This is a genomic window from Bacillus sp. SRB_8, from assembly GCF_003264205.1.
GTDB lineage: Bacteria > Bacillota > Bacilli > Bacillales > Bacillaceae_G > Bacillus_A > Bacillus_A mycoides.
This window is the reverse complement of record NZ_NADT01000026.1, coordinates 135333-157179: the sequence shown is the minus strand read 5'-3', so window position 1 is coordinate 157179 and position 21847 is coordinate 135333. Positions and strand designations below refer to the sequence as shown.

Annotated in this window: 19 protein-coding genes and 3 pseudogenes; 3 read left to right on the top strand and 19 right to left on the bottom strand. The window is 34.0% G+C overall.

What is annotated here, in order from left to right; genetic code table 11:
* Positions 1-149: 149 nt before the first annotated feature.
* From B5P40_RS22530 to B5P40_RS22505, 6 genes are all read right to left on the bottom strand, one after another.
* The gene (locus tag B5P40_RS22530; protein WP_113709910.1) at positions 150-1478 is read right to left on the bottom strand and encodes a YjiH family protein; all 1329 of its coding nucleotides are present in this window, start codon (positions 1476-1478) and stop codon (positions 150-152) included.
* 125 nt (positions 1479-1603) lie between these two features.
* Entirely contained in the window at positions 1604-2482 is an 879-nt protein-coding gene (locus B5P40_RS22525; protein ID WP_002142368.1) for an aminoglycoside phosphotransferase family protein, read from the bottom strand.
* Positions 2483-2998: a GNAT family N-acetyltransferase gene (locus tag B5P40_RS22520; RefSeq protein ID WP_002084694.1), complete on the bottom strand. Its 516-nt coding sequence runs from the start codon at positions 2996-2998 to the stop codon at positions 2483-2485.
* Positions 2999-3021: 23 nt separating this feature from the next.
* A complete protein-coding gene (locus B5P40_RS22515) occupies positions 3022-3489 on the bottom strand; it encodes a DUF2691 family protein (protein ID WP_002013648.1) in 468 nt (155 codons plus the stop codon).
* 215 nt (positions 3490-3704) lie between these two features.
* Complete coding sequence (locus B5P40_RS22510; protein ID WP_113709909.1) at positions 3705-4139, bottom strand: ferritin-like domain-containing protein; 435 nt, start codon at positions 4137-4139, stop codon at positions 3705-3707.
* A 194-nt stretch (positions 4140-4333) separates the two neighbouring features.
* A complete protein-coding gene (locus tag B5P40_RS22505; RefSeq protein ID WP_113709908.1) occupies positions 4334-5515 on the bottom strand; it encodes a YhgE/Pip domain-containing protein in 1182 nt (393 codons plus the stop codon).
* Between the two features lie 170 nt (positions 5516-5685).
* On the opposite strand from B5P40_RS22505, the gene B5P40_RS22500 reads away from it, so the two are divergent.
* Positions 5686-6303: a TetR/AcrR family transcriptional regulator gene (locus B5P40_RS22500; protein WP_002084688.1), complete on the top strand. Its 618-nt coding sequence runs from the start codon at positions 5686-5688 to the stop codon at positions 6301-6303.
* Positions 6304-6358: 55 nt separating this feature from the next.
* Here the strand turns inward: B5P40_RS22500 and ppsA are convergent, their stop codons facing one another.
* From ppsA to B5P40_RS22485, 3 genes are all read right to left on the bottom strand, one after another.
* Entirely contained in the window at positions 6359-8965 is a 2607-nt protein-coding gene (gene ppsA / locus B5P40_RS22495) for a phosphoenolpyruvate synthase (protein ID WP_078422138.1), read from the bottom strand.
* A 130-nt stretch (positions 8966-9095) separates the two neighbouring features.
* Positions 9096-9377 (bottom strand): YolD-like family protein, encoded by a 282-nt coding sequence (locus B5P40_RS22490; RefSeq protein WP_113709907.1) that lies wholly within the window; start codon positions 9375-9377, stop codon positions 9096-9098.
* 56 nt (positions 9378-9433) lie between these two features.
* Complete coding sequence (locus tag B5P40_RS22485; protein WP_113709906.1) at positions 9434-10699, bottom strand: Y-family DNA polymerase; 1266 nt, start codon at positions 10697-10699, stop codon at positions 9434-9436.
* A 201-nt stretch (positions 10700-10900) separates the two neighbouring features.
* On the opposite strand from B5P40_RS22485, the gene B5P40_RS22480 reads away from it, so the two are divergent.
* On the top strand, positions 10901-11266 hold the full coding sequence (locus B5P40_RS22480; protein ID WP_002168073.1) for a YxeA family protein: 366 nt from the start codon (positions 10901-10903) through the stop codon (positions 11264-11266).
* Between the two features lie 115 nt (positions 11267-11381).
* Here B5P40_RS22480 and B5P40_RS22475 read toward each other — a convergent pair whose 3' ends face one another.
* The 7 genes and pseudogenes from B5P40_RS22475 to menA all read right to left on the bottom strand — a co-directional run bounded on the left by B5P40_RS22475 (position 11382) and on the right by menA (position 18616).
* Complete coding sequence (locus B5P40_RS22475; protein WP_113709905.1) at positions 11382-12092, bottom strand: alpha/beta hydrolase; 711 nt, start codon at positions 12090-12092, stop codon at positions 11382-11384.
* A 275-nt stretch (positions 12093-12367) separates the two neighbouring features.
* The gene (locus tag B5P40_RS22470; RefSeq protein WP_002033202.1) at positions 12368-13210 is read right to left on the bottom strand and encodes a polysaccharide deacetylase family protein; all 843 of its coding nucleotides are present in this window, start codon (positions 13208-13210) and stop codon (positions 12368-12370) included.
* Positions 13211-13501: 291 nt separating this feature from the next.
* Complete coding sequence (locus tag B5P40_RS22465; protein WP_113709904.1) at positions 13502-14185, bottom strand: N-acetylmuramoyl-L-alanine amidase family protein; 684 nt, start codon at positions 14183-14185, stop codon at positions 13502-13504.
* 126 nt (positions 14186-14311) lie between these two features.
* A pseudogene (locus tag B5P40_RS22460) lies at positions 14312-16095 on the bottom strand (sensor histidine kinase).
* Positions 16092-16778 (bottom strand): response regulator transcription factor, encoded by a 687-nt coding sequence (locus tag B5P40_RS22455; protein WP_002190078.1) that lies wholly within the window; start codon positions 16776-16778, stop codon positions 16092-16094. The pseudogene B5P40_RS22460 and the gene B5P40_RS22455 overlap by 4 nt, the downstream one beginning before the upstream one ends.
* 330 nt (positions 16779-17108) lie before the next feature.
* On the bottom strand, positions 17109-17435 hold the full coding sequence (locus B5P40_RS22450; RefSeq protein WP_002128033.1) for a hypothetical protein: 327 nt from the start codon (positions 17433-17435) through the stop codon (positions 17109-17111).
* Between the two features lie 269 nt (positions 17436-17704).
* Entirely contained in the window at positions 17705-18616 is a 912-nt protein-coding gene (gene menA / locus B5P40_RS22445) for a 1,4-dihydroxy-2-naphthoate polyprenyltransferase (RefSeq protein ID WP_113709903.1), read from the bottom strand.
* A 520-nt stretch (positions 18617-19136) separates the two neighbouring features.
* Between menA and B5P40_RS22440 the strand changes: the two genes are divergently transcribed.
* On the top strand, positions 19137-19721 hold the full coding sequence (locus tag B5P40_RS22440) for a hypothetical protein (protein WP_003190019.1): 585 nt from the start codon (positions 19137-19139) through the stop codon (positions 19719-19721).
* 110 nt (positions 19722-19831) lie between these two features.
* Here B5P40_RS22440 and B5P40_RS33730 read toward each other — a convergent pair.
* The 3 genes and pseudogenes from B5P40_RS33730 to B5P40_RS22425 all read right to left on the bottom strand — a co-directional run.
* Positions 19832-19966 (bottom strand): annotated as a pseudogene (locus B5P40_RS33730) (IS3-like element ISBt2 family transposase); the annotation flags it as partial.
* Positions 19967-20095: 129 nt separating this feature from the next.
* Complete coding sequence (locus B5P40_RS22430; protein WP_113709901.1) at positions 20096-20689, bottom strand: DJ-1/PfpI family protein; 594 nt, start codon at positions 20687-20689, stop codon at positions 20096-20098.
* A 69-nt stretch (positions 20690-20758) separates the two neighbouring features.
* A pseudogene (locus B5P40_RS22425) lies at positions 20759-21733 on the bottom strand (phosphotransferase).
* Between the last annotated feature and the right edge of the window lie 114 nt (positions 21734-21847).

The following is a 21847-nucleotide window of genomic DNA, read 5'->3' as shown; positions in this document are numbered from 1 at the left end:
TTATAGCTTTATCTCTTTAAAACTCAGAAATAACTGTTCCCGCATATATATCAAATGTATATTACTAATATTTTTATCACAAATATTAATTTTCAAATCTGCTTTTTTATACTTTTCCAGCTTTCCCCTTTTGATAATACCTTTCCTTTTTAAAGCAACAAATAAGCAATCGGTGTAATAATAAGCAACGTTAAAATCGTTCTTTGCACATATAAAATAATAAGTTCAGATACTTTTAACGGAATATCTGTCGATAATATGCAAGGGATTGATGCGGAGAAAAACAAAATGGATGAAACGGACACAACCGCAATAACAAACTTTGTAACAAGCGGTGCACTTACAACTAAAAGAGAAGGTAAAAACATTTCTGCAATACCAACTGATACTGCTTTAGCAGCTAGGTCTGCTTCTGGTAATTGTAATAGCCACGTAAATGGATAGAAAATGTAACTTACCCAATCAAATATTGGCGTAAACTTTGCTAAGACGATACCAATTAATCCTACTGACATAATTGATGGTAAAATCCCCATCGTCATTATAAATCCGTCTTTTAAATTCACTGCGATATTTTTCATAATACTTGGCGCAGACTTCGATACTTCTAATGCATCTTCCCAAGCTCGCTCTAACATTTTCTCTTTATAAACGGGCTCTGGGAACCCTTCTTTCGTAATATATGTATCTGGTTTTCTACTAAGAGGCGGGATTCTTACGGTGATAGCGGTCACGATGAATGTTACAACAAGAGTAGTCCAAAAGTAAACATTCCATAAATGCATAATATCTAATGTTTTTGCGATGATGATCATAAATGTTGCGGATACTGTTGAAAAACCTGTTGCGATAATTGCTGCTTCTTTCGTCGTATACTTTCCTTCTTTGTAAACACGGTTCGTAATTAATAAGGCTAACGAATAGCTTCCTACAAAGGAAGCAACCGCATCAATTGCTGATCGCCCAGGTGTTTTCCATAACGGTCTCATAATTGGACGACAAAACGTGCCGATAAACTCAAGCAATCCGTACCCGACTAATAACGCTAAAAATGCTGAGCCAATTGGAACGAGTAAACTTACTGATATAACTAACTTCTCATACAAAAACGGTCCAACATCTGGCGCAAAGAACCATGCTGGTCCTACTTTCAAACAATATAATACGCCGAAAACAACACCTACTACTTTTAAAATAGAAAAACAAATGTCTACAATAGATGCATTCCATTTCTTCGTATAAAACGGATAAATCGCACCCATTGCCATAACAAGTAGTGCGTAATAAAGTACTACGCTCGGAACCGAAGTCCTAATCCATGATACGATATGATCAATCATAATAGACGAAGCACCGTTTATCGTAACAGGAACAAAAAACATAAACACACCAACTAGACTAGCAAGTATAAAGCGAAGTATAATCCCCTTCTCTCGCCCTGTCTTAATTACATTACTTTTTAATTCAATTTCATTCAAAATTAGACACCTCCTATTATCTAAATATTCTGTATAATAACGTCGGATTCCTTCTTTTAATTCTGAATATTTAATCATGCAAAAATGCCTATTTTGAAATATACAATCAAAATAAGCTTTTTCTATTACCTCTTATAATCATCCACAATTACTTGAATTACACGATAAGATTCTTCTGCCACTTTTTTATTACTATCCCTATTCGCATCATATGTAATTAACGCCTTCCAAAGCGCCCATCCTCTCGCCCTATTCCACGTTTCTTCATCCATCTGTAATACTTCTTTAAATACGTTTCTACTATTCTTATCAAAAAACGTCCATGCCATCGCTGCATCACAAGCAGGATCTCCTACTCCTAATATACCAAAATCAATTACGGCACAAAGCTTTCCATCCTTAACGAGTAAATTCCCTGGCACTACATCTCCATGAACCCAAACTGGTTTGCGATCCCATGTTGACCTAAGTGCTAAATCCCAAAGATGCTTTAACAATGTCTCATCAAAAACATCCTTATTATTTTCAATAGCCACTCTCGCTTCTTCATCGTATACAGATATAAGCCCGCCTCGGTAAAAATTATGTTCTCCAGCTATTGGCCCGTTACTCGCATCAATTGATTGTAACTCTATTAAAAACGAGCCTAAGTCCGCCGCAAATCCATTTAAGTCACGAACATTTTGTTTCGTAACGGTCTCCCCCTCGATCCACTTATTAATAGACCAAGGCCATAGATATTCTTCAGATGGACTCCCTTTCACAATTGGTGCAGAAATTGGTAAAGAAAGTTCCTTACTTAATATTGGAAGCCACTTATTTTCTTTCTCTACTTGCGGTGCATATGCTGCATCACTTGGCAATCTTACACTCATCTCATCCCCTAAGTGAAACGTCCTATTATCATGCCCACTAAACTTTACAGGTTTCACTTCTAAATGGGCCCATTCGGGAAACTGTTGTTGTATTAACTGTTCAACTAAACTTACGTTAATTTGATTCATTCACTCTCCTCTTTTCTTTTGAAACTTACTAAGTCCATCCGTACTGCCAACATAGTCAAAACCACTTCTCTTATAAAAATCATTCAATATACGATTATGCCGGACGCAATCTAACTTCAAATACTCTTTGTCATGTTGCACATTCTCTTCTACCCACCGTATAATCCATTCTCCTATTCCATCCCCCTTATACTTCCGTTTCACCGCAAATCTATGAATATATAATGAATTAGAAACTTCCTCTTTTCCAAAAATATGTTCATCCCATTCATTTTGTTTAGGAGAAGCTGTAACCGTACCAACTATTTCATCTTCTTTCATAACAACATATGTATATTTCTCTCTTATACATTCTAGTATTTCAGCCGTAGCTTCCTCTCCTAAAAGATACTGCCACTGATCCACTTCTTTATATTGTAGCCATTGTGCTACTTCTTTTAATAAAATGATAATACTATCACTTTGATCTTCAGTAGCAATTCGAATTGTATATTCTTTACTTATATTTCTCTCCATATTGCCGTTCCCCTTTCAAATTGCTACCATACTGACATACGAGTCCTTCCATCATTTTCATCTGTAATATATTCTACATAAAATCCTTGATTCAGTGCGTTTTCATATATCATTTCAATCTCTTCTTGGTTTTTCGCATAAATTTGTATGTAATCACCATCCGCTACTAATACGACTACTTCACACTTACTCTTCTTAAATTCTTCATATGTTTCAATTTCTCCTAGTACTTTCCCTTTTGGATATGCTTTTAAGTCTACAAATAAAAGATAATATATGTTATCTTTTATTAGCTTTTTTAATTCTGATCCTTCCATGATCTCGTTATCTTCTGAAAATAATTCTGGACCTAATTCATTCCCTATTATTGTATAAGCTTCCTCCCTTCCCATGACTTGCCAATCAAATGCAGTAATATCAATTGGCTTTAACACTTTCCAAAGTAAATTATCATATCCATCTAGAATATCTACTGTAATCCCTCTTTTCATATGTCTGCTCCTAGCTTATTTATTTTTATTTCATACATTATATATCAAATTTAATTACTATATTTTGTCGATACCTATGCACATCATAAAAAACCGCTCCACTACTAGTGAAACGGTTTCCTTCTGCTTACATTTACATATCTTATTCAATTGTTGCACCGCGTTTTAAAATAATTTCTAATATGTTCAGCACATCAGCCATTCATTTTGAACACTCACTTCGACTTCACAAAATAATATAAAAACCACACCGCATGATTTTGTTCATCTGCAGCTATTCTGCGCAATAACTCTTTCATAGATGCATCTGCTGCTTCATCTGAAATTTCCAAGTAAAAATCTACGGTCTTTTGCTCATCTTGTATAGCGAACTCTAATCCCTGTAAGTACGTATTAGGGCAATTTTCCATAATCTGTGGTTTCGGCTGTCTGCCAGTTAAATTCGTATAGATTTGTACAAAATGATGAAAATGCCTTATTTCATCATTACGGATTTCAAGAATTTGTTTTTGTTCTACTTGATTTGGAGCCATGTTAGCTAATTTTGCATAGCAACTTATAGCGCTATACTCTCCGTTTATAGCTTTTTCAATATCACTAATTAGCTTATCATTCTGTCTATACCAATCATCATAATTCGAATTATACATCGTATCCCCTCCGTTATTTCACATAACATTTTATGCATTTTGAAATAGTAGGAGCATGTATATATAAAGGGACAGCAAATACTAGTTCTTCACTCACCTTTAAAACATCGAAAAAGCCTATCTATCATTGAATTATTTCCCTATCGATTTCATCACAAAAAACCGTTTCACTACGAGTGAAACGGTTTTTATTTTTAAGCATTTAATTCCGTTTTATGCTCCTTTACTACACTACGTTTGAAAGCTGTTCCAAGTATAATAACCACGCTTACTACACCAATCCAAACGAGTACAGTAAGAGGAGTATTCCAAGCTAATCCTTTTCCAAAGAAGAATATTTCTCTAAGCCCTTCAATCATAAATCGCATTGGCAACCATGCGTACACCCAATCTTGATAAAATGGTGACATCATTTCTGGCGCTAATGCTAATAGCGGTGCCCCAAAGAAAAGTAATAGAGCGAATATACCTATACCCTTTAGTCCAACTAATGAAAGCACCGCAGAAATCATTAAGAAGAAACAAAAAGAAGTAATGGATAAGAACAAAGCCGTATCCGTGAAATTCGGGATATTTAATCCTACCATTCCATCCGCAATCCATGTAAGACCAAATCCAATTACAAGTGTAGCAATTGCTCCTGTTACTATTTGTTTTAGTTTCAATACGAAGTTCTCTTTTCTTGTACCCACTTGCGTTTTACTTATCGCAATAAAGATAATTGCTGCGCTCGCTAAACTTGCAATCCATAACGGCTGGAATAAAGACATTGGCGAGTTACCGTTCGCACTATTTTTGCCGATTTCATTCACATTTGTCACTTTCTTCGTAATAGGTGTTACTACATTTGAAACTTGGTCTGCTGTTAATGTAGCTCCTTTTGCTTTCAATCCTTCTAATAGTTGTGTACGAACAGTATTGTTCATATTATCAACGATCGCATTTAACATTTGTCCTGCCATAGTTGATGCTGCTGTATTCATTCCTTGATTGATGAATATTTCTACCTCTGGCGAAGATGGCTGTGGTGTTCGTAATGATGCTTGTTTTGTGCTAAAGTCTTTCGGAATAACCAATGCTGCATAATATTCTTGATTATTTAAGCCTTTTTGAACTGCTTCTTTATTTTGCACTTCTACCCACTTTACCGCAGGTTCTTCCTCTGATTTTGATGTCTTTTTCATATTATCAACAATCGTTTGCCCCATATTCATCTTCGGTTGATTCGGAATTTCTACTCCTTGATCCTCATTTACAATTGCGATTGGTAAGTTTTTCGGCTTAGGTTGAACGGTTGGAAATAATGTTAATGAAAAAATAAAAACAACAAGTAGTGCAATAACTGGAGATAACAATAAAAGTTTGTTTTTAAACATTTTCTTTTCTCCTCCTTTAATTTGATTTATAATAACCAACAACGTGTTGTTTATTTATATTTGAATTATATGTTCGAGTTGAACCCTATACAATAATCAAAAATCGTGAATGTGTCGTTTATAAGACACATCCTTGAAATGTGTTGGCTAAAATTAAGGAGGGACATACTTTGCGCGATAGTAATTTAGATTTACGTGTTATTCGTACGAAAACTGCCATACGAAATGCATTAGTGGAATTAATTGAGGAAAAAGGTTTTGACGCCATAACAGTGAAAGATATTACTACGAAAGCAAACATAAATCGTGGTACATTTTATACACATTACCAAGATAAATTTGATTTAATGACAAAATGCCAAGAAGAAATTATGTATGAATTTTCTAGCATTGCTAAACAGAGATTACCGGAAGTTATTGCTGATCTTGGATCAAGCCCTTCCCCAACAATGCCATTTATACTTATCGCTTCTATTCTTGAATTTCTAAATGAAAATAGTGATTTTATGAAAGCTGTACTAAGCCCAAAAGGAGATTTATCTTTCCAAACGAAACTGAAAGACTTTATGTGGAAAACACTATTTGAAGATACGAATGGTCCTCTCATTAATAAGGAGAATTTACTTGTCCCAAGCCAATACTTAGCTTCTTATATGGCATCTGCTCATATAGGTGTCATTCAACAATGGTTAAATAACGGACAAAAAGAAACACCTGAGGAGATTGCTCGTATTTTATCAACAATCGCAGTTCATGGACCTTTTTATGCGGCTGGTTTAAAGAAATAAGTCCGCTATATAATAAAAGATCATCCACTATAATAGCGGATGATCTTTTATTTCATTACAACACTTCAATATAGCCTTCTGTTCCATGTACCCGAATTCGTTGTCCGTCTTTTATTAATTTCGTAGCATTCTCTACCCCGACGACTGCTGGTAATCCATATTCACGTGCAATAACTGCTCCGTGTGTCATGAGCCCACCGACTTCAGTGACTAACCCTTTTATAGACACAAACAATGGTGTCCAGCCAGGATCAGTAAAGGCAGTAACTAATATATCTCCATCTTCTAAATTCGCATCTTCCATATTTAAAATAACGCGTGCTCTCCCCTCAATCACTCCTGAAGAAACAGGCAGACCTACGATTGCTTCAGCCGGGAGATTTTCTCGTTTGTACTTCCCAGTAATGATTTCTCCATCAGACGTCATTACACGTGGAGGCGTTAGTTTTTCATATAATTTGTAATCATTTTTTTGTTTATGAATAAGCTCGTAATCTAGTTTATTCGTAAGGACAACTTCGTGAAGTTCTTCAAAAGTTAGATAGTATATATCTTCTACTTCATCAATAACTTTATTTTGCACGAGTTGCTCGGCTTCTTTCAATATTGCCTGCTTATATATGAAATAGCGATTAATCATACCGTATTTTGGATATTCACGATAACCGATAAAATTCCGGATGTTACGAATCATTCGCTTCGTCTCTTCTACTTTTTGTTTACCATCCGGCAAATGCTGCAATCGATCTACTAACTCTTCTTCTTTTTTCAAAGCTTCCTGCAGTCCTTCTTCAAATTTCCGTTTACTAGCACCATCTTCAAAATCTCTTATATTATTTAAAATCATCGGGATAATGGTTGTTGGCTTTTCACTCCAGCGCGTTTTCGTAATGTCGATTTCTCCGCTGCATCTCATTCCGTATTTATTTAGAAAAGTTAGAATGGCATCTCTAGCTTTTTCTCCGCCTTTAAATTGAACGAATTCATCTAAAAAGTTATCATTTTCTACATGTTGTAAATACGCAATAACTTCTGGATATGGCCGAATCACATCAGCAACATCGAGTAATGCTAGCCCCATTTCAGACGTAATATTGTTTTGTACTGATTGAGAAAGTGTGTCTGCTGCATTCTTTTCGCCTAGCCATTGCTCCATTTTTTCATTGATCCATGTTGAAGCATCCATACCTGCCATAATGACAGCCATACTTTGCGGATGAAATAATATTTTCTTTAATTGCTGCATATCTTCCAAAATAAAATCAAGTACATCCACCCCTGATTTCGTTTGCATGTTTCGTTTTAACTCTTCGATTGATGCTTGATTCATCTTTATTAAATCCGTAACGATTGCTCGATTGTTTTCGATTTTTGGTTGTGAACTTGCAGGTGGTCCACTTTTACCAACACTCTTTTCTTTTTCATCATCTGGTAACAATGTAATAAAATCATCTCGCTCGACTACAGTTGTTAATGCATCTTTAATAAGCGGTTCCGAATTCCCTATCATATTTAATAAAAGTTCTCTACTAGTAGGCGAAGCCAATCTTTGTGCAACATCAACAAACAACCTTCCTCCAGCTTGAAACCTCTGTCCAAAAGATGTTAACTGGAATAAAGACATTCCTAATGGCTTCAAGGGGTCGGTCATCATTTGCTGGTGACCAACCGATACATACACATGATTTTCCCCATCATTTACTTCTGGTATTGGATATAAAGTCGTGATTGGGCGACTTTGGACAATATAAAATGTATCATCCACTAAACACCATTCAATATCTTGCGGACAACCAAAATAAGCTTCAATCTGTCTTCCAATCTGTGCTAGTTGTAATATTTGTGGTTCAGACAATGTTTGAAGCTTTTGCTGAGCCGGATCAATCTGTTTCGTCTCCGTTCCGCCATCTTTTAAAGCATAAATAGCTAATTTTTTAGTTGCTATCATCTTTCCGGTAATTTTGCCTTCTTTTACTTTATAATTATCGGCAGAGACCAGTCCTGATACTAATGCCTCACCAAGTCCAAAACTGGCATCGATTGATACTACCTTTCGGTTAGAAGTAACCGGATCAGCAGTAAATAAAATGCCCGAAGCCTCAGGGAAAACCATTTTTTGAACGACAACACATATAGAAACTTGATTATGTTCAAAATCATTTTGCATGCGGTACATAACTGCTCGCTCTGTAAATAAAGAAGCCCAGCACTTTCTTACATGCTGCAAAATCGCTTCTTCTCCGATAATATTTAAATACGTATCTTGTTGACCAGCAAATGAGGCATACGGTAAATCTTCAGCCGTAGCACTAGAACGCACGGCATACGCATGTTCATTTCCAAAACGTGAGAGATAATGAGCTACCGCTTCCACTACTTCAGAAGGGATTTCTACTGCCATAATGACTTCTCTAATCTTCTTACTAATTCCACCGATTTGGGATCGCTCTTCCATTTTCAACTTTGTTAGCTGCTGCAACAAAGTTTGAAGCTCGTCATTTTGCTCGATGGCCTTTTCATACCCTACCGTTGTAACACAAAAACCTTCTGGCACTTGTATACCTTGAATGTTTGATAATGCCCCTAAATTCAATCCTTTTCCGCCAACGAGCGAAAGCTGCGTTTTTTCTATTTCCTGAAAATCGAGAACGAAAGAACTCATGTAACATCTCTCCTTACTATGTGTGTGTTCTTGATTGTAGCAGTAGTAAATGAGAATAAACAGTCTATTTCGAACTTGATTTACATGATATAATAAAGTTAGGAAGAGATGATTTTTTATTTCTCCCCCTCTAATTCACTTCAATTACATCAACAAACTTAAACATCCTTTGATTATGAAAAGCATCGGTACAAGTAATCGTCTTATTTAATGGATTTATATCAGCTACTGTTATGTAATTTTTATATAGATAGCCCTCTTTATAATATGTAAGTAAAACCTCTTCTTCACCTAAATATGAAATTAACAGCTTATTTTCAATCCTTTCTTTTGCATCTTGCGTTAAAATTGGACGCGGGACTTTTGTTTGCTCCTGTATCATTTCTTTAATACAGACGAACTGTTCTGGCATACTAGCAAACGGTTGTCACTTTACCATTCCTCTTCCTTTTGGCATATTAGCATTCTTCACGATTTGTGCCCTCCTAGTAATGTGTTTCTATATCTTGCTGTTGCGACGCTTGTGTAAGAAACCCCACGTAAAATACTGTTCTTACCAAATCGTGTTCGAATTTCATCCATAACCTTCGTTAATCTCATTTCTTTTTCTCTTTGTATAATGTTATTGAAAAGCGAAATTTGCTCTTCTCCTTCATGTATTAAATTTGTTAAGGAAAGACTTATCGAGCGAATCGGCTCTCCTGTATGCCGTTCGTATAAAAAATATGTACAAACGTTGTAAATATCCATCGTTAAATTTGTTGCTCTGTTTAACGTATATGCTTTTTTTATTCCTCCTCCGTATTCCTTGCTATACCCGACTGAAAAATGTATCGTTTGCGCGTATTTCTTTTCCCTTCTCAACCTATAACAAACTTCTTCTATATGCTCTAATAAAATAACTATGAACTCTTCTATCGAATAATCCCGTAATAATATTTGGCTTTTCGCTATAGATGTTGTCGCTGGAACGTATTTCTCTGCTATTCTGCTAAAATCAATCCCGTTACTATGTAGATGTAATTCTTCCCCTATTACACCGAAAGATTGCTTTAAATATTTCAAAGGATACTGAGCTAATTCTCCAATTGTATGTATACCTTTTCGATTCAATTTCATTTCAGTTTTATACGATATACCCCAAAATTTACTGAGTGGTCTAATACTCCATAACTTCTCGGGTATATCGTCATACGTCCACTGTTCTATTCCATCTTTATTCTTTTTCGCCTCAACATCCATCGCTACTTTACTCAATAATAAATTCGGACCAATACCAATCGTACTTTCGATCCGTGTACGTTCATATATTTCTCTCTTGAACTTTAATGCGAATTCGCACGGATTACTCGCAAATAAATGAATACTTGCAGTCATATCCATGAAAAACTCATCGATACTATATTGATGAAAATCTTCCGGCGCAACATACTGTAAAGCTAAGCCCGTTATGTAATTTGAACATTTCACATACGTATGCATAATTGGATTCACAATAATAATATCTTGCCGCTTCGGTATTTCGTACAAACGAGCCATCTTCTTTATTCCTAACGCTTTTAATGGCGGTGTTGCTGCCAATACAATTGATCCACTGCGGTTTACATCTCCTACGACAGCCAATTTTGTATAACGTGGATCAAGTCCTTTTTTAATACATGATACGCTCGCATAAAAGCTACGAAGATCTACACAAAGAATAATGCGATTTGGTAAAAGAGAATAATCATACAAGGTTATCACTCCTAACAAAAGAACGTCTGTTCTTATTATATACGAACTAACGTTCTTTTTAAAGGTATTTTCATGAAAATTTTGGTTAAAATAACCTTACTTTAAAAATTTTTTTAAGAAAAACTTAAGAAATTCCCCGCTATATTCATAAGAAGTTTTTTCTATACTGAAAAACGTAAATACGTAAAAGGAGAAACAATCATGAAGAAATTTGTACTTTACATAATAGGAATAGGCCTCCCTATATACTTACTACCTTTCATATTACGCGGAGATTTAGACAGATTTAATCCGATTGCTGAAGAAAAAAATGTATACGCTATTACGGAGGAATATGGCGTTCCAGATTACCATCATAAAGGAAGAGCTATGTACTCGCTAAAAGGTGTTGATGAATTAAGGAATGAGAAGGAATATAAAGTAGGAACGAACACTCCTAATGATTTTATAAGAAAAACTTACTTAAAAATTCATGTGAAAGGTAAGTATGTCTATTCCTACGACATTATTTCTGAAAAGGACATTCCGGAGAAAATAAGGGGCCAATTGGAGATAGCAAATAAATAAAAGAGCCAATTCGTACGAGTTGGCTCTTTATTATCTCTCCCACCTACCGTTAGGCTATCTTCCTACACATGCTTGAGATGGGAGAATCCTTTCGGTAAATTTATTACATTCGCTATCATTGTTTTAATAACCATTCTTCAATTACTTTCACTGTTTCATCTCGTTGTGCTTTTGACGTAATTAAGCTCGCATTATCACCTTTTTGCTCACCATACATGCCAAAATGAGCATGGTTTCCGCCTTTTATCATGTGCATAGCTGTATTCTTTGACATTAACTTTTTATTGCTCTCTATTTTTTCTACAGTTGCTAAAGCATCTACTTCCCCATAAATTGATAACATTGGAATCGATTTAGTAGAGAAATCATCTGCAGGATACGAACCTAAGAAAATGATCCCGTCTACCTTGTCTTCATGTTGAAAGGCATACTTAGAAATCATAGCTCCTCCCATTGAATGCCCCGCAACATACCATTTTTGAACTTCAGGATACTGTTCAATTACACTGTCTACTGCATTGATTCCAAGTATCGCTAAATTTAATGGTAACTTAGGCATTACTACAACATGCCCCTCTTTTGCAAGAGCTTTTCCTAAGTAACTATAAGCCTCAGCTTCTACTTTAGCTCCTTGATAAAAAATAACCCCCATTTTAGCATCTTTCTCTCCAAATACTATATTACCTTCATCTTTTTTATCATCTACTAACGACAAAGCCTCTTTCGTTGGTTTATAAGTAAACTGAGACCAAGTCAAAAACGTAATACTTCCTATAAGTAAAATACCTAGTAAAGAGTAAAGAACAATTTTCATCCACTTCTTCACATATATGCCCTCCCTAAGATGTGTATATTTTATACTTTAAATGATTATTTATATAATTGTCGAATAATCTTAACTAATAAATTTAGAAAAAATAATACGAGCCCTCAAATGCCGTTTTAAAATGAGTTCAATATATTCATCCTAAAACACAGGCTTCATACACAAAGTAAAATTCCATAAAGAAAAAGCCGATTTCTTTATCGTATAGGAAATCGACTTTTGGCTTAATTATTGATTTAGTAATAAAAACACCTTTTAAAATAACTATGTTTATACTATAGACGTTGATCTTTTTGGAAGTTTAGACGAAAATGATCCTCATCATTATATACCCCAAATTCATACCCTTGCTCTTTATAAAATTTAATAATTTCAGGAAGAGCTTGTAATGTTTGTGCTTTTTCATGCATTAAAACAACTTCTACTTCTTCTGTTGTCTGTTTTTTTACATTTTCGATAATCTGAGTTGGATTATCTTTTAATTTCCAATCATTTGAGTCTACTGTCCAATCCCAAACTTTTATTGCTGCTTCTACAATTTGATTCCGAATTTCCTCTCCCTTTAATCCTGGTGCAGATCCATATGGCGGACGGACCAGTTTAGGAGTTGTACCCGTAATATTATGGATAAGATCTAACGTTTCTTTCATCTCTGGTACAAATTGTCCCTTTTTGTATAGCTTATCACTATTATGTGTCATACTATGTGCACCAATATAATGTCCTTCTTTTACTGCTCGTTTTACATTTTCCTGAAAACCTGTATTTTGTAAATTGCTACCTTGCATAAAAAATGTAGAGGCAACATTTTGCTCTTTTAGTACATCTAAAAATTTCCCAGTCAATTCGCTAGGACCGTCATCAAATGTTAAATAGACAACTTTTCCTACCGGTTTTCCATCAGGTCTTTTTTGTTTTGCTGGTGATGTTTCCTTTTTCTTTTCTTGTTGTTGCGTATTAACTTGTTTCATACTTTCATTAGCTACTCCCTTCGCTGGGATAGAGTGCCATTTTCCAATTAAAAAGAAAGTGAAAAAGGTCGTTGCTAAAACAACTCCTAGAGATATTATTACCTTAGTTAATCGACTTGTTTTTTTCTTACTTTGTGATTCTTTCATTATTTTTCGATCCTTTCCCTATTAATTTTCATATTCATTATTTATAAGGCTGAGCCTTTACTCGACTGAATCATTAGTTTCACCCGGTGTTTACAATAAATAGATTAATAGAGATGGATAAAGATAAAATGCAGATAATGTCGAAATCAGTTAAAGAATAGCGTATTGCATCCACTCTTTAGAAAAATATTTGTTTTTAATTTGAAAACTGGATATACACCCAAAATAAAAAATACTACTCTTCCTAATTAAGATTTAGAAAGAATAGTATTTTTCTATTTGCCTATTTTATTACATCGTAAAATAATTAATAATGCCATCCACAATTCCTTTTTGCGATTTTGCTTGGAATTCTTCTGAATTCATTCTTTTTTCATCACTCGCATTAGATGTAAACCCTAATTCTATTAGGATAGCCGGAGAAGAATTTTCTCGTAAGACAAGAAAATCACTGCCATGAACACCTCGATCTCGGCTGTCTATATTTTGATCAAAAATAGCTTCTTGTACGATCTTAGCTAATTTTTTATCTTTCCTTTTATTAGATCCATAATGAGTTGTTATTCCTTTTACATTTGTATCCTCAAAAGCATCATGATGAATGCTAATATAAAGATCCGCCGCATATTCTTTCACTACTTTGACACGCGCTTGCAATTCTTCCTTTTGTTTTGTTTCTGAAAGTAAACTCGCATCTTTTTCACGCGTCAATATAACTTTTGCATCCGTTCTTTCTTCTAATTCTTTCTTTATATTTTGTGCTACTTTTAAATTAAGCTCTTTTTCAATCGTTCCAAATTTCTTTCCTTTCGTCCCTCTATCTCCTCCACCATGCCCTGGATCAATTACAATTGTTTTTCCTCTTAATCGTAAATCCTCTTGTGATATATTTTTATGCCCCTTAGCATGTATGAAACTAACTCCTGTGCCCATTATTAATATTATAAATAAAAGCAATGTCACTCTTTTTTTCATTTTAACAATCTCCTTATCAGCTTTTCATTCCCTTTCTAATGAAGATATTAATGAATGCTGATAAAGATAAAATGCAGATAATGTCGATTTTGTTTAAAAATGATAAAAACGTGTAGAATGAAAATTCTACACGTTTTTATTTAAGTAGAAGAAAAATAACACTCCATCTTCTGTATTCGAAACACCATATTCCGCACCATGCAGCTCTAATATATTTTTTGAAATAGCAAGGCCCAATCCTGTTCCACCTTTGGAGCGTTGACGAGACGTATCTCCTCGATAAAAACGATCCCATATTTTCTCTAAATGTTCTAGTTCAATATGTGCTCCTTTATTTTCTACACATACTTTTACACGTTCATTCTCTTCTATTGTAGAAATAATAATATTCTCCTGTTCTGGTGTGTAACGAATCGCATTCGTAATAAAGTTAGTAACCACCTGTTCTATTCGATGTGGATTTGCAACTACCTCAATTTTAGAAAGTTGTTTATGCACATGTAATTGCTTAGCTATTATATCCGAGGTTAATTGCTCACATATATAATCAATCATCTCATCAATATGGAAAACATCCATTTCCATTTTATACGTACCAGACTCGAATTTTGCTAACTCCAGCATATCAATAATGAGCATATCCATTTTATCTACTTCTTTTGACATTGCTTTAAAGTAATAATCCTTTTTATTACTAGCAACACCATCCTCCAAAATTGAAATACAGCTCTTCATAATACTTAAAGGTGTTTTTAACTCATGTGAAACACCCGCGATAAATTCTTTACGTGTATTTTCTAATTGCTTTTCTTTCTCTATATCTTGCTGCAATTGATTAATATACGAATGCAAAGCCTTAGAAAGTGTATTAATATTTTGTGATAAAGCACCTATTTCATCCTTTGTAGTAATAGGTATCGTCTCTGAGAAATCTAAACCAGCGATTTTTTTGTAGTATCATTTATTTGTAATAGTGGTTTGGCGATTTTATTTGAATAATAGAACGATATCAAAACGATTAAAATCAAAACAAAGATAATTAAATATACATAATAATCCTTTATCATTTGCACAGCTTCATCAACTGGTTGCAATGATGTCATAGCAAATATATAATTTACCTTACCATCTGCATCTATTGTTGGTTTGATTAATAGTTTATATTTAATATCATTTTCTTCATAATCCACTATTTCTGTAGAAGTAATATTATTTGGTTTTTGATTTAATATTAAATCAACCTGAAATTGTTTTATTCTATCTATTAACACACGATTTCCATAAATAGAGTTAGTTCCTACAGTACCCTCCGGTAACTGCACGTTCTTAATACTTCCTGCTAAATATAACTGTGAATTTTCTTTTGAAGATGCGACTTTTGGGCCATATAACTTCTCTGACAACTGCTTGTTCTCCAAACCAATATTCTTCTCTTTTATTGTTAACATCGCAGGGACTACTGCATCACCTTCCTGCACTCCATCGATAATAATATGACTCCCCTGTTCTAAACTATCTTTTATCCTTTGTATATCTTCTAAATTAACAAAACTATACAACGGTATCTGAATTAAACGTTCAGAAAAGGTGTTATTTCCGTTAGGATCTAACTGAATTTCTAAAGAAAAATCACTTGCATATTTTATATTCCCTACCCTATCTAGCGTTGTAATCCATGTCGCATTATCTTGGTAGAAATTTTGTTCCAACTCTTGAATCCTTTTCGCGTCATCTCCAGCTTTTATATATGCCTTTTCAAAGGATTGAATATTCGTTTTAATATCATTAACTTTTCGATTCGAATAATATTGCTTAAAAAATATGGTTTGTCCAATAAAAATAGTCACTAAAATAAGTGTGCATAATGCCGTAGTTAATATAAATAACTTTAATACAATTCCTTTTTTCATACCTGTCCCTCAAATTTATAACCAGTTCGCACAACGGTTACAATACAAGTCGCTTTTTGTCCTAATTTATGACGCAAATTACGGATATGACTATTAACAGTACGATCATCCCCAGCGAATTCATAACCCCAAATTTTAGTGATTAGTTGTTCTCTCGAAATCACAATCCCTTGATTTTGCATTAAATACGTTAATATTTCAAATTCTGTATGTGTCATACTTATGTCTTCCCCATCTACAGTTACTGTACGAGAAGGGAAATGTACATGGATACCACTACTAGTTAATGTGTCTTCAGTAGATACATTAATAGTGGAAGAATATCGGCTTTCAATTAATCGTTTTGCCCTTGCCAATAAAATAGGAGGACTATATGGTTTTGTAACATAATCATCCGCTCCCATTTCAAATCCGAGTAAGGTATCATCTTCATCCACCCGAGCCGTTAGCATAATAATAGGTACATTAGATTTCTTCCGAATTCGCCGGCAAACCGCCCAACCATCTAATTCCGGTAACATAATGTCTAGAATAATTAAATGTACCTCATGTTCTTCAAATATAGATAACGCTTCTTTCCCATCAATCGCCTCTAAGACGTTATACCCTTCGTTTAGTAGGTAATCCTTCATGATTTCACGTAAAATATCTTCATCTTCTACAATTAAAATTGTTCTTTGCATATTTCATCTTCCCCACGATTAATTTTATTTTTATAAAGAAATAGTTCATTTTATATTTTAACCAATTAGAAATCTTTCACTATTTCTGTCACTACTAAATGTAACATAGTTATATCAAGATAATCGCATACCGAGATAAAGATAAAATGCAGAGATAACTGTAATTCTTCAACAAATAATGAAACTCATCTTGAATCAAAAAATCCATACAAAAACGCCATCCTTTCTGTATATTTCTACAAACAGGATAGCGCTTTTTCATTTTAAAGGTCGCATTCTATGATAAATTATATTAATAAAGTAATATCAACTATACGTAATAATCGATATTTAATCGATATTAGAACTTATTACTTTATATTTATCTTCTTTTGCAACATCTATAATTGCATCAATTTTTTGTTGTTCATTATTCAGCTCATGTCCTTCGATCCAAACTTTATATCCTATTTCTCCCACTACTCCAACTTTAGTTATAACAACATCTAACTGTTTTTCTTTTTGAAAATATTCAATAGCAGTTGCCTTTGCTTTTTCTTGAGTTTTTGGAAATTCTTTGTCACTTAATGGATCTTTCGTTGTTAATGTAATGTAAGAGACAAAACCAATAATAATTAAAGTTATGGTAGAAAGTCCAACTAAAACTATTTTTTTCATTCTTCTTCATCCTTGTCTATCTTTTTTTTAAAGATTAACATAACATTTATCGTTTTTCAATAAAAAAATATTGTATTTTACTATTTTTTTATTGAAAATCTCTATAACTTAGACAAATATAAAAAGCATTCCTCTAACTATCCTGATCTTTATCTCAATTAACCTATTAAATAATGTAGATTTATAAAAGAGGTTGATCATTATTAAAGAAATACAAAAATAAAAACCCCAATTTCTCTATATTAAAATTGAGAAACTGGGGTTTTTATTTAAAACAGATAACTAATTAATAGTCCTGCTGATAATAAGAAGCCAAAAATCGTATTTGTCATCGCTGTTGATTTCATTGCGATGCGCATATACCCGGGATCCTTTGCTCCTTTTTGGAAGCTTTGAATAGCAGAGATTGGCTTTTTCAAACCTAGGAACATAACTAATGCCCAAGGGCTTATATAACCCATCAACACAATTACGGCAATCCATAAATAAGCAATTAAAAAGGCTACAGCTAGTGTTACCACTGCTTTTTCTCTCCCAAGGAGGATTACCAACGTCTTTCTTCCACCTTTAATATCTTCTTCGATATCTCGGATGTTATTCGACATGTTGATTGCACCTACTAAAATTCCAATTGGAATGGAAATCAATATACTTTCAATCGTTATAGTATTCGTTTGAATAAAGAAAGCAATGAGTACAAAACATGTCCCCATTAACAATCCAGAAACTAATTCTCCAAATGGAGTGTACGCAATTGGTAATGGACCACCTGTATATAAATAGCCAACCGCCATCCCAATTAAACCAATGACAACTAACCACCAGCTGCTATTCATACAAATATAAATGCCAATAAATGCTGCTACTACATACAATAAAAGCGCAACTGTTAAAACATTTTTTGGTTTCAATCCATGACGGACAATTCCACCACCGATGCCAACAGAATCAGCGGTATCTAATCCACGTTTGAAATCATAGTACTCGTTAAATAAATTCGTTGCTATTTGCAATGCTAAACATGCAACCATCATCGCAATAAATAAAAGCCAATGAATTTCGGCAACATAAAGTGATGCCACTGTCCCTAAAATTACAGGAGAAAACGTCGCCGTTAATGTATGTGGGCGCGTCATCTTCCATATTAATTTAGCGGAACTAATTTCTTTTTCATTCCCCATAACTCTGTTCAATCTCCCTACATTTTAAGTATAAAATCACTAGAAGTATCTTTCTTTCTATTTCTTGATTCACATCCATTAATTATATCAAATAAATGATACCCCTTCTAACAAATCTAATAATAGTAAAGTGAAAAATTTAAAATTGAATTACTATTAAGCTAACAAAACTAAATTTCTTTAAATGTGGTACCGTCACCTGCCCATCAACTTAAGAAAACAGATCCACCTTAAACGAAAAAACGAGCTTTTTTATTGCAAGTTAGGGCAAAACCTCATTCTGGAGGTAGCTCTATTTTCTTAGCTTGATAGCGATGTGATGTAAAATTAGGATTGTTCAAGTCGGAGCAAGGCACTCTATGATTGATTTCATTTTATAAGAAATCCACTGCAGAAAAAGAAAAATTTTATTTAGGAACTAATACCTCACATCCAAAAACAAGTGATACATGTACTAATTCTTATTTAATTTCATTTTTTATTAAGGCAGATTAAAAATGAATTAAAGGTGTGTGAAAAAATGGAGGAATTAAATCAAGTTTTAAACACTTCTGAAAAAATTCAGATAGATAATGAAAGTACATCAGATGTAGAACAATTATTAGACTGTTCTACTCCTTGTCAAAACGTCATAAATACTTCTGGGACAATTAGATTAACGGCCGGTACGAGTAATCCTTCATCAATTATTTTTCCAGAGCCATTACATGTTGGTGATACTTTCCCTGTAATTACAGATCCATTTTATTTAAAACTTAATGTTGCTCAATGTGATGCTCAAGCATCTGTAACTACTCCTTGTGGTGTTATAGAATGTAATGTTTCTGTATCTCAAATTACTGCAGTTGGAAATTTACCATTCTATTTTGGATTTCCAGCTCAATTTTTTCCATGTACAGGTCCAAGAACAGGATTTAGTGCATATTTAAATGATGTTGTACAAATAAACAATGTTCTTTGCTATAACTGTGATGGATCTTTACCTCTATTATGTGTAAATGGACTTTCACAAGTAAATGGTACAGCAACTTTAGTAAGCATTCGTCGAGATAGTTCTTATATATATTTTGATTTTAATGTGGAGATTGTCTTACCTGGTTGCTAAAAAATAAAAAGCACTTATCTTTTTTTGAAGTGACCCCCAAAATCGGAACACATATCAAAATACCTAAACCACCTGTTCCCGATATTCTTTAGGGGATAGGTGGTTTGATTTTTCTTGAATTCGCACACAATTGTAGTATTTTTAATTCCATGTGTCTCTATAATGGTACGATTTGAATACCCATTCTTTTTCATTTGAATCACTTTCCACTTTATTTCTTCAGAGTAATGAACTCTTGTCTTCAAACGAAAAACACCTCCTGAATTCGCATACTTAATATGCAAATTCAGGAGGTGTTTTTTCATGTACCACTATTCGGATTCACTTCACTACAGCAAGCACCCTATTATTACGCCAATAAAAAAGAATTCAAATTACTTCCAAACAACACCTCGCCTCTCGTATTCCATTCTATATTCAACAGCAGCTGCAATTTTTGGACTTGCAAACCTTTCCGTGATCCAAAGACCTAAATCAATTCCTGAAGTAACTCCTCTTGCAGTAATAATATCGCCTTGATCCACAATTCTGTAAGGAAGAAGTTCTGCCCCATATGTACGAATTTCACTCTGCGCCAAATGATGCATTGTTGCCTTTTTATTATTCAATATACCGGATGCAGCTAGTAACATACCGCCTGTACAAACTCCAGCAACAATCGTTCCTTCATTGTGCATCTCTCTAATCATTTTGGTCAAATTACCAAGCTCTGCTTGCTTTCGTGCCCCATGTTCAGCTTTATGATTCCAGCCACCACCAGGTACAATTAACAAATCCGGACGATTATCCATTCGTAAAAAATCATGTAGTTTAACCGTAACTCCAAACGAAGTAGTAACCTCTTGTTTTGGTTCACTAGAAACTAATTCAACCGTAAACGGAGCCCCTTCTTCTATCGCTCTTTTCAATACCTCAAAAGGTGCAAAGGAGACAAGCTCTCCGAATCCGTCAAACAATACAATTTGTATTTTCGTTTTTAGAACACCTCATATGCTTTGTTTTATAAATCCCAAAAGAGAAGAAATGTTATCTTCAAATTAAAACAATGAAGACAACCTTTCTCCCCTTACTCTATAAACTTTCAAATGTTCCTCTAATTCTCTCCCGTCACCTAATAGACTCATCGTCTTTTTAACGAAGTTCCAATTTAAACTACCGGATAACCATAGCAACGAAGAAAGTCTTTTATAATCATTTGAAGTTAAAATGTTATTAGCTTTATACCCTTCTAAAAATGCTCTAGCAACTTCCGGACATACTTTATGCGACTGTATTCCTTTCGTTCGAGAGTACCATTTTATTAAAAAGGCTAACCCTTCAATACGGTCAACATAACTAATAGATTCAAAATCCACAATTCCTTTTACCTGTTGACTTGAGCCCCATAAAACATTCAAAGGATTTAAGTCTGTTTGTACAATAAACTCTAATTCACTCGTATATGCGCAGTCTATATGATATTTAGCAAGATCTATATACTCCCGTAATTCCTTACATGCGCTTGTCTTGCTTTCTAACATATTAATAAACTCAACATACCCATCCAAATGAGATTTCTTCTGAAAAATCGCGCTTTGAAATGCACTAGAAATATCATGAACCTTTCTTGCTTCCTTTCCAAATGCTTCTGCGATAGCTTCTGTACAGAGTGTAATATGTTCTCCTTCAATCCAATTAGACAATATAAATCGGTATTGTTAATCATTCCAAGCGACTAATGTAAATGACTCCCCTGACCTATTTTTATTAATTTGCATAAAAAGGACTCCATGCTCGCGTAAATAATACGTAAAACGTACTTGCTCTATCAGTTGTTCGTTTGATAACGCCCCAAAAGCTGGATTGATTGTTCGCTTGCTATTGATAAACCGTGCGGAATATCGCTTTCCATTCACCATAATTTTATAGTGTAAATCTGTATTCCAGCTATTTTTATGTAGCTCTTCTTCCACTGCTAGCGAATGAATTTCTTTAAAATAATTTATTAATACGTCTTTTATTATGTGTTTCACCCTTTTTTCCTTTCATGTGAAAAAATTTTTATTACACGCTATTTTTTATGATTACTATCTCGATTACTCTAAAAACCAAAATTTTATTCATTGTTAATTACCAATAGTGTTTTT